Consider the following 12,466-nt stretch of genomic DNA (forward strand, 5'->3'; position numbering starts at 1 on the left):
CACCATGCCCGCCGGAACGCTACGGCTAGCTGTATGGCCCCCAACACGCCGGACGCACACGAGCCGATTCCGGACTGGGAGGAAACGGCCGACTCGATGCTCGCGGACTGTGGCTACGACGCGCAACTCGGCAAGGAGATGGCCGCGGACGCGATCCGCGTCGCCAACGGCGACCTCTCCGAGGCCACGTTCCACGAGCGCTACCACGACAGAGTGACCGCGGAGTTCGGGTGCGACGACCGCCCCACGGAACCGGAGGACTTCGATGAGTGACACCGACCTCAACGCCACCCGGCGAGACGTCCTCAAGTCGGGCGCGGTCGCCGCAGTCGGGCTGAGCGGCGGCGGCGGTCTGCTGTCGACGCTCCAGGAGGACGACGACTCCGACACGGCTGGGGACGCCGTCACGAGCTTCCTCGGCGAGGACCAGGTCGTCAAAACCGCCTGCTCGCCGAACTGCCGGGGGAAATGCACTCTTCGAGCGTTCGTACGAGACGGCCAGATAAAGAAAGTACAGCCGAACATCCCAGCGGATGAGCGGTACAAACGTGGTTGTCTGCTAGGGCTGTCACACACACAGCGCGTTTACAATTCGACACGCCTGAAATACCCAATGCAGCGTTCCAGCTGGTCGCTAAAAGACCCACAGCCAACGAAGCGGGGCAATGAGGCGGAGTTCGAGCGAATCAGCTGGGACGAGGCACTGGAAAAGATCGCCCAGAAGATGACGACCATCCGTGACCAGTATAGCCCCAAAAGCGTCTACTTCGAGACGGGATCCGGGGACAGCGGGCTTAGTGGCCCCATGCAGTCACAGCTCTCGGACCTGTTTGGTGGGACTCAGAAGAGCTGGTCGATCGATATCAACACGGGTCTGGGATTTCGAAGAGTTACTGGATCCGGGCTTTTTAACGCCGAAACGAACTTCGGGGAGGACTGGCAGAACGCGAACACGGTCATCGTCTGGGGGTCGGACATCTTCGCCAGCAACCTCCAGCAGGACGCATCGATACTGCTAGACGCCATCGAGAGCGGGGCAAAGCTCGTTGTTGTCGATCCAGTGTACACTGGCACAGCCTCGAAAGCGGATCTTTGGCTGCCGATCCGACCGGGCAAGGACGCCCACGTGGCGATGTCGATGATACATACTGTTCTTGACCAGGAACTGTATGATTCGTCGTTCCTCCGCAAGCGAACGCTAGGTCCCGCATTGGTCAACGAAAACACGGGTGACTTAGTCAAAACTGCAGACGTCTTCCCTGACGGCGACGCCGAGACACCAGTCGCAATCGATGCAGAAACCAACGAACCCGTCCCGCTACTCCCGGAAACATACGGTAACTACGCGCTCTTCGGACGATACACGACTAACGGTGTGAATACGCACACTGGTTTAACAGCGCTGGAACGGAAAGCCGCCGAGTACCCGGCTGAAGCGGTCGCCGAACGTGCGGGGCTCCAAGCGACGGATATCCGGACCGCAGTCCAATGGCTCGCCACACGTGGTCCTGGCGGGATTGCATCCGGATACGGCCCGGACCGGTACAAGTATGGACACGTGTTCGGTCAGGCATACGCTACGCTGCTCAGCCTTACGGGTGACTACGGGCGTCACGGGACGATCCATGCCTCACATCCGAGTGGAAGTGGATACAACCCGGGAGACTTCTTTGAAGTTGGTGATAGCGCGCCAGGAACCACCTCGCTAAAACAGTCGGACATCATCACGGCAATGGAGTCCGGTGACCCCTACCAGATCAAGATGATGTATAGCCAGGCGTCGAATTTCCTGGCCAACCAGATGCCTAACCGGAAGCGGTGGCTTGACGCGGCGGATAATCTGGATCTCATCGCGGTTGCGGACATGCACCACACACCAACTGTTCAACATGCAGACATCGTTCTCCCAGCCAACCACTGGTTCACCAGAGAGGACATCATCAGTGGTTCGAACCATCCACACGTAAACTACCGGCAGCCGGTACACGAGCCACTCTGGGAAGCGAAAGATGACTACTGGATAATCGTTCAATTGGCAAAACGACTTGGCTACGGCGACGAGTTCGTTCATGACAAAACAGAGGCCATCAAACGGATCGTTGCAAACGACGACCGAATTGACTATGACAGGTTAGTTGAACAGGGGACTGTCCATATTGACGACGACCCGGTGCTGTACAAGGGGGAATTCGATACTCCTACTGGACGGCTCGAAATATACGACGAAGACGCTCCAACCGAAGACGGCGACGACATCGATGGAGAAGTCTCACTTGAAGTACCGGACCCAATTGAGAGCCGAACGGACGACGATGGGGACTACCGGGATGAATACCCACTCATGTTCATGCAAAAACACTCGAAGTGGCGGATCCACTCACAGTATGAGTACCAACCCTGGGTTCGAGAAATAAACGAGCAGCCACAACTGGACATCAATCCAAAAACGGCCAAGCGGCGGGGAATCGAGGACGGTGATTACGTTCGGGTGTTCAACGATCGTGGGCAAATGATTGTGAGGGCGAAATACAACGACGCGATCCGACCAGAGATTGTCAACACTGATCAAGGTTGGTGGGAACGAGACTACATCAAGGGCCATCACAACAACCTCACCCATATGGATATTTGCAACGCAACCGGGAATTTCGCCTTCTACGACACGGCCGTTGAAGTCGAACCGGCCCCGGAAGACCTTGACACCAGCAAATACACCGAAGCTAATCCGCGTGGATCGACGCCGGACTCAGCGGGAGGTGAGTGATTATGACGAACTATGGTCTCGTGATCGATCAAGAACGGTGTATCGGCTGCCAGACCTGTGCCATGACGTGCAAACAGGAAAACAACGTCCCGATGGGGCAGTTCTGGAACCGCGTGCTGACGGTTGGTGGAGAGCACGTCGATACACCGTCGGGGACCTATCCGGAGGACGGCGAAAGTGGCGACCTGGACATGAATTACCAGCCGACGGCGTGCCAACACTGCGAGAACGCGCCCTGTGTGAAGGTCTGCCCGGTGAACGCCACGTACACCCGGGACGACGGCATCGTGGAGATCGATTACGACAAATGCATGGGGTGTCGGTACTGCATGGCGGCCTGCCCGTACAACGCCCGTGTGTTCAACTGGGACGAGCCCGAGCACCGCCCCGAAGGCGGCACGGGAGACGTGGCCGAACGACCACAGGGCGTCGTCGAGAAATGCACGTTCTGCAGCCACCGCGTCGAGGACGGCCTCGACCCCGCCTGCGTCGTGAACTGTCCGGCGGACGCCCGCATCTTCGGTGACCTGGACGACGACGACAGCACCGTCTCGAAGTACATCTCGGAATACAATACCGAACAGCTGCTCAATGAGAAAGGCACCGACCCAAGTACGTATTACGTACAGGGGAAGATGACACCAGGTCGGCCATGGACAAGCGATAAGCTTGAAACCGAACTTGGAGACGATGAAGCGGCACAGGCGACGCGGCGGCGGAACGGTGCCCCAACATCAGAGCAGGGGCCAACGCCGCACGTGCCGGCGGAGACCGCGGGAGGTGACGACTGATGGCGGACGCCGACACGACCGCACGCCGCCCCGTGCTGTCGTCGTTCGGGACACTCGGGCGCGGCTGGCTCGGCGTGCTCGCGCTCCTCCTGGTGATCGGCCTCGGCGCGTGGGCGTACCAACTCCAGCACGGCCTCATCGAAACCGGGATGCGCAACGTGTTCTCGTGGGGGCTGTATATCATGCTGTTCGTGCTGTTCGTGGGGCTGTCGGCCGGCGGGCTGATCCTGTCCAGTGCGCCGAAGTTCTTCCACTCCCAGCGCTACGAGGGGTTCGCTCGGCTGGGCGTGCTCGTGAGCCTGGGCTGCATCATCGTCGCGGGGCTGTTGATCCTGCCGGACATCGGGCGTCCGGACCGCATCTACCAGTTCGTCACCTCCCCGGACTTCCGGTCGCCGATGGTCTGGGACTTCGGCATCGTGATGCTGTACGGCGCACTCAACGTCTGGTACCTGTGGCTGTTGACGCGCCGCGATCTCGCCGCCCGAGGGTCGCGGCTGTCGCTGTGGGTGTCCGACTCGGCCGCCGGCCGCGACCGCGACCGCACGCTCATGTTCTGGACCGCGGTCTGTGCGCTGCCCGCGGCAGTCGCGTTGCACTCCGTGACCGGCTGGATCTTCGCCACACAGGTCGGCCGCGGCGACTGGTTCAGCCCGCTCGTCGCGCCCGTGTTCATCGCGAAAGCGCTGGTCTCGGGGCTTGGACTACTGCTCGTGGTGTCGATCCTCGCGGACCGATTCACGGCGTTCACCGCCGACCGCGGGGAGCTCACCAGCCTGGGCAAACTGCTGGGGATCTTCCTGGCGTTCCACGTGGTGTACCTGCTCGCCGCCGAGCGCCTCCCGCACGCGTGGGCACACCACTTCGGGTTCTGGGCGATCACCAGCAACTTCCTCATCGGGGACACCGTCTACTTCTGGCTGTGGACCGGTCTCGGCGGCGCGGTGCCACTGCTGTTGTTGGCCACGCCGTCGCTTCGCAGGCGCGCGTCAGTCATCTTCACCGCGAGCGTGCTGGCGGTGTTCGGCACGCTCTTCGAGGGGATCCGGCTGGTGTTCACCGGCTACCAGCGCGTGAACATCAACGCCGCCCCGGGGATCGCAACCGGCGGCGAGTACGCCGGCCTCACGACCGACGCCTGGGCGACCGCCGGCACGTACACGCCGACCGCGGTCGAGATCGCGGTCACAGTCGGCGTGATCTCGATCGGCGCGTTGATCGTGATGGCCGGCCTCCGCTATCTCCCCCTGCAGCGCGCGGCACCCGATGCGGCGTACGCCACTGACGGCGGTGATCGAACACAATGACACCAGCCACCCGGAACAACGACAGCGCAGTCGCGGTCGCCGACGCGTTCGACGACACGGACGACGGTCCGCCGACCGCAGCCCGCTTTGCGGCGCTTGCGGCCTGCTGGCGACAGCCCGATGACGACCTGCAGGCGGCGCTCGCCGCCGAGACCGACACGACAGTCGACGCACAGTCGCTTCGGGCCGAGTACACGCGACTGTTCGTCGGGCCCGGACCGTCCCAATCACCGCCGTACGAAAGCGTCTACCGTGACGGCGAACGCGACGCGGACCTCGGCCCGGTGTACGGGCCGTCGACGCAGGCGGTCGCCCGCTGGTACAGCGAGTACGGCCTCCAGCCCGCCGCCTCGGAGTCGGCACCGCCGGATCACCTCGCAACCGAACTCGAGTTCGCGGCCTACCTGCGCGAGCACGAGGGCGCCGAAACACTCGAACAGTTCCTCACCGAGCACCCACGGAACTGGGTCGAGTCGTTCGCCCGGCGCGTCCGGGACGCCGACCCGAAGCCGTTCTACCGAACTCTCCTCAACGTGACCGTGGACACGCTGGCCCGTGCTGACACGCCCCCGTGACTCCCCGCTGGGGCCCGGATCTCCGGCAAGCAGAAGGGTCATAATGACCGACCGAAATCGTGAGACATCAGTATGCCTGACACCCAGCTAGCATCACTCCTTCAAACAGCAGCGATGCGAGAGGCAGCGAGCGCCGTCCTCGAAGAAAGCGACGCCCGAACCGGGGACCTCCAGTGGGACGACGTCAGCGACGCCGTCTCCAGCAGTCAGTGGGGGCGACTGATCTCCGCGGGCGTGCTCACGAGCACCGACACGGGGTTCGTGGTTGCGGACCCCGACGAACTGGCGGCCGAGCTGGCGGCACACACTGACGCCGAGTCGACCGAACACACCGACGCGCCGGCGATCGAATCCGCGTCCTGGACGATCTACGACAAGGCGGCAGCCGTCGGCGCGATCGGGCTGTTCGCGGGATACTGGAACAGCTCCATCCAGACCACGATCGCATCGGTCGACAACCAGCTCCTGGCCCCGGTGATGAACCTGTTGCCGTTCCACATCGTCGTGTTGTTGTTGGCTGTCACCACCGGCGTCTACTCCACGTACCTCCAGTCCCGGCTCATGGACCACGAGACGCTCCAGGCGTACAAAGACCGGATGGCGGCCCTGAAAGAACGCCGGGAGGCAGCCAAAGAGCGCGGTGACGACGAAGCACTCGAACGCATCCAAAGCGAGCAGATGGACGCCGCTGGCGATCAGCTCGGGCTGTTCAAGCTGCAGTTCCGGCCGATGGTGTGGATCATGCTGTTGACGATCCCGGTGTTCCTGTGGCTCCGCTGGGAGGTTCGTGGCGGACACCTCGGCGCGAGCGAGCACGGAATGGTGGTCCCGCTCGCCGGACACGTTGCCTGGCAGCACGCACTGCTCGGACCCATGGCGACGTGGATCGTATGGTATTTCGTGTGCTCGATGGCGTCACGCCAGTTCCTCCAGAAGACGTTCAACATCCAGGCCTCGACGTAGCGAGCGCGGCTCTAGCGGTCGTCATCGGGTAGCGTTGCGGCCAGCCGATCGGTCACCGTCGGGTCGATGATGCTCGCCAACTCCATTGCCTCGGATTCGTGGGTCTCCAAGTCGAGCACGCTTCGGAAGAACCACGACAGCGTCACGTAGGATTCGTGGAGCTCCGTGGCGCGCTCACGACCCGCATCAGTGAGGCGTGCACCCTTATACGGCGTGTAGGTGACGAGCCCGTTCTCGTCGAGTTGCTTGAGCATCTCCGTCACCGACGGTGCGGCCTTCTCTAGGCGGTCGGCAAGCTGTCCCGTCGGCACGGGGCTGTCGTCGCGATGGGATTCGATGTAGATCGCCAGTAGGTACTGGTCCGCGCCACTCATTGGTCGGTCCACCGGGAGCCGGGTGTGGATGATTGGGTCTGTGCCACTCGTATGTGAACGTTGGGCTGCAGCGGGATAAGACTGCTACCGCATCGGTGCGCGCGCGACCGTGGTTTGACTACATCACTCGCCGCTGGACGGTATGACTCGCTCGTGCAGCCGAGTGTGTACATAGCACATATCATTCTGAGAGTGGATTCCGGGGTCGTGGTGCCGGGTTCGACCGGTGCTCCGCCAGCCGCTCAGTTGGTGGTTATCAACGAGTGCGAATCTAGCAGGCAAAACACTTCCGGATTCTAGGCTAACCTACATTTCTGGGGTGCGTACAGACCACACCTCACAACGGGCCACGTGGGTTCACGCAGCTCCGGCAAAAGGCCGTGGACCTCGGCTACTCATTCGCCTGGGGCGACACTACCCTCACCGTGGCTGTTACTGAGACCGAAGACTTCAACCGTGAAGTTGCCTCGTATGAGCTTCAGGACGCGGCAGAAAACAGTCGTGCGGGGATCATTCTCGGACGCCACCCCGAATCCCAGGAGATCGCCATTGCACAGCTCGACGTCGACCATTCCCACGACGATGGCGCATTCAAAAAGCTCGAACGAGACGACCTGCTGGGCGACGATTCATCCGGGACCGACCCAGCCATTGCGACTGACCGTTCCGGCGGAATCGATGGCTCGTTCACGAAGACAACCGAGGAACCGAGCAAACAGGCTGTCGAGGCGTTGATCGATGACCTCAGCCACGTACAGGATGCAGAAGACCCGAACGCGCAACTCGATCTGCCATCCCCAGATGACCTCCCGGACCTTCCGGATGAGCTAAACTTCAGTGGCTGCGATGGCTGCTATTTCGCCACACAAGTCATCTGCAAAAAGCTCTGTGGAGCGTTTGGTAAGGTGGTCTGCGGGGTCCTCGGGATAAGTGTTGCCGGAGGCATTGCATGTGTTACGATCGTCGAAGCCATTTGTAAAGTCGCCGAGGCTACAACCGATGGGTGCGGTAACGACATCAGTGCGACAATCTGTAAGTCCTCTGGGCTTGATGTGTGTGAGCCCGATAAGCCAGGTGAAATAATTGAAATACCGCTCCCGAATATATAACGTAAATAATGGGAGACGTTACTATTGGATTCGGACTAGGCAGCGTTTCCACGCGGACAGCCGCTGCTACCGTCGCTGTCGGCTCATCGCTGCTGACGCTAGTGGGCTACATCGCCCTCGGTCGGAACCCGATCGCGGCCCTCTCTGAGGCCACATTGAGTGGGATCGTTGTTGGCGTCGCCTACTACATCGGTCTGTCAATCCGGTCCGGGGCGAACTGAACCGTCCCATCCCGGGAAACAACCGTTACCGTAACTTAGGGACGCTGGCTGGTAGATCGGACCCAATCACTACGCCGCCGGCACCACCACTATCAAGTGACAGGTACAGCAGCCAGTTATCGCGGCTTAGCCATTTGATTGCACTCAATCCTGCACGCTTACCGGTGGTCGAATCCACCTAATACGCTCAAACCCTCGAATCCAGTACAGGCCGTGCTTTTCGTATATCACTCTCGAATTTACGACTGTCTTCATTCCAATACCCGGAATCGTGTGTTCCAAGCAGCTCGCTTCCGCAGACAGACGCCACACACCGGATTTGAGGACCGTCGGTTCACGGTTTCGCACGGATCACAGTGGAAACTACGCGATGAGGAACTTACGATGCGCAGATGTTGGACGTGAACACCGGTTGGCGGAACATAGCCACCGCTTGGCAATCGTTGTCTTGCTGTTGCAGGGGTGTACAACAGCTCTACACGACTGCGTGATCCGCGTGTTCCCCACTCAAAGGGATAGAACCAAAGAACGCCGTGGTGAGACTGTCCCGGAAATTCTCTGGCTAACTCCGACAGTGTTCTGCGTTGACCTGAGCAACGTCGTCGAACGGGAGATCTTGATACGCTGTGCAGTGTTGATTCCCCACGTGAGCGCCACGGTAAGCTCCACCCGTACTATGAGGAACATCGGCAAGATGATCAACCAGCTGTGTGCGTAACGCGATCACTCCGGCCACCGACCAGTGAAACAGCGTGATACATTGGTCCACCGTGAGCGATACCAAAAGTTAACGCGATTATACATATGTTTCGGCCGATGTAACTGTGGCCACGAGCCGCGGACTCCACAGGGTATCCAGACAGTAGTCCGGTACTCACTGACCCACCGCCTGCCGAGCTTGGGCAAACACATTCTGAGCCGAGCTGTGGCGGCCTTGCTGGTCGGCGCAAAGCGGTGCGCCACCGGCTCTTCGATACCTGCGTTCAGATGCCATCGGATCGTCAATACTCTGTGGCGAAGTCTTCGGCACCGGGAATTGGTCCAACATTGCATCACGAGGAACTCACGATTTGAACATCGCTGATGTTACGCCGGGCTCCGTTCGGATAGAACGTGGTGTCCCCTTCAGGTTGGCTGTTTTGTGGGCTGGTCTGAGGGCGCGACACGTATACGGCTGCGCTAGACCACGCAGCTATCGACGGTCGCCTACTGAGTGTGCCGGGGTCGCCACTGTGCCGGCGTCAGTGAATCGATCGCCGAGTGCCAGGTTTTCGGCTGTGTACGAGTTCAAGACCGCCCACTCGATACATGGTTATACACCGGCGTGCAACCTCCGCTCATCCGGTGGCGTCTTTATCTTTTTGTGTGGTACTCCACGTTCCAGCGGGAATCCTCTTCTATGGAATCAAATTGAAAGAAATCATCCTGTCTAGGCCTTTCTTGGCGACCTGAACCAGGCTCGAAGAACCGATAAAAACACTTATCTCTGTATGAGGAACATTGAAGTGAGCCGTGGCTGTTGGCCCTGTATGGGAGACACTGATCGCGCCGTCGTGAAGACGTACGTACCAGCGGACCAGAAAGCCACGTGGCAGGATCACGCCGAGCGGTTAGATATGACGCAAAGCGAGTTCCTCCGAACGATGGTGCAGGCCGGACGACGGGGGTTCCTGGACGACAGCCCAGACGGTGGTTCTAGCGACGCAACCCCTAGGGGTGATGCCCTCGAAGACCGGGTTCAATCGATGGTCGACGAAGGGGATGCCGTGTCCTGGGATGAGTTAGTCGCTCAACTGGCGGGGGACTTCGAGGACCGGATCGACACCGCGGTGCAGTCCCTCGCAGACGATGGTGTGATTCGGTTCGACCCGCGACGTGGTGGCTACGTTTCCCAGGCTGATGAGTGAGCCACGTGATTCCTTGGCGAGGGAGACCGATGCTGATGCGCGTGACGATCCTATCGGCTACTTCCTCGAGGACATGCAGTATCACGGCAAAGCAAAGCGAACCCGGGACGCGTACGCACGCGTCCTCCGGTCGTTCGAAGCGTTCCTTTCGAACGCCGGCGCGCAGCCGGTCGACGCCGGCCGCCGGGACTGTTTGACCTGGGTGCATCACCTCCGCGAGCAGTACGCCGAAAGCACGGTCGCGACGTACGCGTCGTACGTGAACCGGTTCTACAGTTACATGCAGCAGGTCGGCGTCGTTGACGGGAATCCGATGGCGTTGGTCAGCCAGGAGATGGACGAGGCCATCGACACGAACCCCACTCGGAGGGATATCTCGGTTGCGGCGATGCGGGAGTTCATCGCGGACATCACCCACCCGTTGGAGCGCGCCGTGATCGTTGGACTGCTGAAAACCGGGCTTCGAGTCGGCGAGCTCTGCAACCTCGACCTCCGGGACGTCAACCTGGACGCGCCGGCTGTCTCCTCCGCCTATGAGGCGGGGACACGCGGTCAGCTCGGCAGCCACCCCGACACGCTGTACGTTGATCCGGCGATGAGCCGTGGCGAAACGGTCAACGGCGAGCAGCGCTCGGCGTCGAACAAGCGCAAGCGTGCCACGCTCGTCCCCCTTGACCGGGAGTTGAAAACCGAACTCGTCCGGTGGTTGGCGATTCGACCGGACACCCCATCGCCTGCCGACCCGGTGTTCGTGAGCACGCAGGACGCATGGGGCAAGCGTCTGACGCCGGAGATGGTCCGAGGGATGGTGCGGCGACACGCCGAACCCCGCGGGTGGTATCACAAAGGTGGGGACGCCGCCGAGAACGTAACGCCACATTACTTCCGGCATTTCTTCACGACGCATCTCCGGAACCGGACTGGTGATCGCGGCGTCGTGAAATACCTCCGCGGCGACGTGGCCGACGACATCATCGACACGTACACGCACAACTGGGGGGATCGAGTACGGGAGGTGTATCTCAACCACATCTATTCGCTGACTACCACCCACGGAGGAGTTTGATAAACCGTATTCAGCGATAGAGAGTCGTTGGGGGTCGGCGTTGTGGCCACAACAGCTTAATCGGCTATTGATGCGTCTTTTTGCCCGATCCAGTGAACGGACCCCCACTCAGACGGCTCTCCAAACGCCCACTCTCAGATCCGACGTCACGGATGTGGGAGCATTCAGTTGTCGGGTTCTATATTCATCCGTTCGTTAACTATCGGGGGCGTAGCATCGAGTTCCTGATGTCTGTCTTCGGCGCGCATATACTGCTCAGAGTATCGGATGAAAGAATCCAGTTTCTTGCGTAGGGTCTTTCGTAGCTCCGCCGAGCCACTCAGCTCGTAGTAATCACTGTTATCGAGGATGTCCGCAGCTTTGACCATCACCGCACCACGTCCCACCTCGAAACATCGTCCATCGATATCGAGATGATCGTCGATGGTCTCGTCGAAGCTAGTGGCGTCCGCGATGTTCGCAACGTCGTCTCCGAACTCCGAGCGAATCTCAGCAGACGCCACGTGTGTATCCGCCATCAGATCGTGGAGGAACCCAGATGACGACAGACGTGTCGTACTCCCTGTTGTAGAGGTCCGTTCCCACCGTACTGTGGCGGATCACCGGTTTCGGATTCTCGCCCGAAGAGCGCAGTCCGCCGCGGTTAGTAACTCCAGAGCCGAGTGATCCGTGACGCGATTTCGGGCGCTTGCTCGCGGAGCGTTGATGGGTCGGTTTCGCCGTCGACGTTGATCACGTGTGCTTCGCCACGGGAGCCCGGGTACACGTCCTGGAAGTCGTACACCGCGCCGACGACCGAGACGGCGTCGTCGACGCGGTCGCTTTCCAGAAGGAACTGGACCTGCTGGTCGACGTTGTATTCGACGAGTCGGTTGATCGCTGCGGACTCTGAGAGGTCCGCCGGGAGCAGATCCACTCCGGCCGCCAGTCGCGTGCGGATGGGGGTCAGCGAGTGCACGATCCCCGGCGGCTCCGCCCCGGTGTCACCGATGAGATCCCGGTACGCCGCTGTGACCGCGCCACAGCCGGTGTGACCCACCACGACGGCTGTCTCCGTTCCAGTGTGCTCGATGGGGTAGAGCACGTCGCCGGAGACGACGTCTCCGTCGGGGGTTCGTTGGATCACTCGGTTGCCGATGTTTGCGCAGGTGAAGATACTACCTGGGTCCGTGTTCGCCCACAGTTCGTCCTGAAGCACCCGTGAGTCGGCACAGCAGACAGTGACTGCGTCGGGGTGTTGTGCGTTCTGGACGTCGTCGAACCGGGACTGGAACTCGGCGGCATGGCGCTGGTTGCCCGCCAGCATGTCGACGATCACGTTGTCCATGCACACACCGACGGGGTGCCCCATGATATATACCGGGGCCAAGCAGCCCGTCGCCTCCAACG

The 12,466-nt window shown here is 60.8% G+C and carries 12 protein-coding genes; 9 read left to right on the forward strand and 3 right to left on the reverse strand.

The window, feature by feature from the left end; all coding sequences use genetic code 11:
• The first annotated feature begins 33 nt into the window (after nt 1-33).
• The 6 genes from JRZ79_RS16385 (at nt 34) to JRZ79_RS16410 (ending at nt 6,400) form a co-directional block, all read left to right on the forward strand.
• Nucleotides 34-273: a 4Fe-4S ferredoxin N-terminal domain-containing protein gene (locus JRZ79_RS16385; protein ID WP_010902579.1), complete on the forward strand. Its 240-nt coding sequence runs from the start codon at nt 34-36 to the stop codon at nt 271-273.
• Entirely contained in the window at nt 266-2,764 is a 2,499-nt protein-coding gene (locus tag JRZ79_RS16390) for a molybdopterin-dependent oxidoreductase (protein WP_205252565.1), read from the forward strand. Before JRZ79_RS16385 ends, JRZ79_RS16390 begins: the two co-directional genes overlap by 8 nt.
• Before the next feature lie 2 nt (nt 2,765-2,766).
• Entirely contained in the window at nt 2,767-3,555 is a 789-nt protein-coding gene (gene dsrO / locus JRZ79_RS16395) for a sulfate reduction electron transfer complex DsrMKJOP subunit DsrO (protein ID WP_205252566.1), read from the forward strand.
• Nucleotides 3,555-4,862 (forward strand): NrfD/PsrC family molybdoenzyme membrane anchor subunit, encoded by a 1,308-nt coding sequence (gene nrfD / locus JRZ79_RS16400; RefSeq protein WP_205252567.1) that lies wholly within the window; start codon nt 3,555-3,557, stop codon nt 4,860-4,862. Before dsrO ends, nrfD begins: the two co-directional genes overlap by 1 nt.
• Nucleotides 4,859-5,437, forward strand: coding sequence for a molecular chaperone (locus tag JRZ79_RS16405; RefSeq protein ID WP_205252568.1), 579 nt, complete (start codon nt 4,859-4,861; stop codon nt 5,435-5,437). Before nrfD ends, JRZ79_RS16405 begins: the two co-directional genes overlap by 4 nt.
• A gap of 72 nt (nt 5,438-5,509) precedes the next feature.
• Nucleotides 5,510-6,400: a DUF106 domain-containing protein gene (locus JRZ79_RS16410; protein WP_205252569.1), complete on the forward strand. Its 891-nt coding sequence runs from the start codon at nt 5,510-5,512 to the stop codon at nt 6,398-6,400.
• Between the two features lie 11 nt (nt 6,401-6,411).
• On the opposite strand, the gene JRZ79_RS16415 is transcribed toward JRZ79_RS16410, so the two are convergent.
• Entirely contained in the window at nt 6,412-6,774 is a 363-nt protein-coding gene (locus JRZ79_RS16415; protein WP_010902585.1) for a metal-dependent transcriptional regulator, read from the reverse strand.
• Between the two features lie 380 nt (nt 6,775-7,154).
• On the opposite strand from JRZ79_RS16415, the gene JRZ79_RS16420 reads away from it, so the two are divergent.
• From JRZ79_RS16420 to JRZ79_RS16430, 3 genes are all read left to right on the forward strand, one after another.
• A complete protein-coding gene (locus JRZ79_RS16420; protein ID WP_231546349.1) occupies nt 7,155-7,883 on the forward strand; it encodes a halocin C8-like domain-containing protein in 729 nt (242 codons plus the stop codon).
• Between the two features lie 1,750 nt (nt 7,884-9,633).
• Complete coding sequence (locus tag JRZ79_RS16425; protein ID WP_012289235.1) at nt 9,634-10,011, forward strand: DUF5805 domain-containing protein; 378 nt, start codon at nt 9,634-9,636, stop codon at nt 10,009-10,011.
• On the forward strand, nt 10,004-11,077 hold the full coding sequence (locus JRZ79_RS16430) for a tyrosine-type recombinase/integrase (protein WP_205252570.1): 1,074 nt from the start codon (nt 10,004-10,006) through the stop codon (nt 11,075-11,077). Before JRZ79_RS16425 ends, JRZ79_RS16430 begins: the two co-directional genes overlap by 8 nt.
• A 164-nt stretch (nt 11,078-11,241) precedes the next feature.
• Here JRZ79_RS16430 and JRZ79_RS16435 read toward each other — a convergent pair whose 3' ends face one another.
• Together JRZ79_RS16435 and JRZ79_RS16440 are read right to left on the reverse strand one after the other, a co-directional pair.
• Entirely contained in the window at nt 11,242-11,595 is a 354-nt protein-coding gene (locus JRZ79_RS16435) for a hypothetical protein (protein ID WP_231546350.1), read from the reverse strand.
• Between the two features lie 125 nt (nt 11,596-11,720).
• Nucleotides 11,721-12,404 carry a carbonic anhydrase gene (locus JRZ79_RS16440; protein WP_205252571.1) on the reverse strand — a complete coding sequence of 228 codons (684 nt, stop codon included), beginning with the start codon at nt 12,402-12,404 and terminating at the stop codon, nt 11,721-11,723.
• Between the last annotated feature and the right edge of the window lie 62 nt (nt 12,405-12,466).

It is taken from the genome of Halobacterium sp. BOL4-2, assembly GCF_016917835.2.
Taxonomy (GTDB): domain Archaea; phylum Halobacteriota; class Halobacteria; order Halobacteriales; family Halobacteriaceae; genus Halobacterium; species Halobacterium salinarum.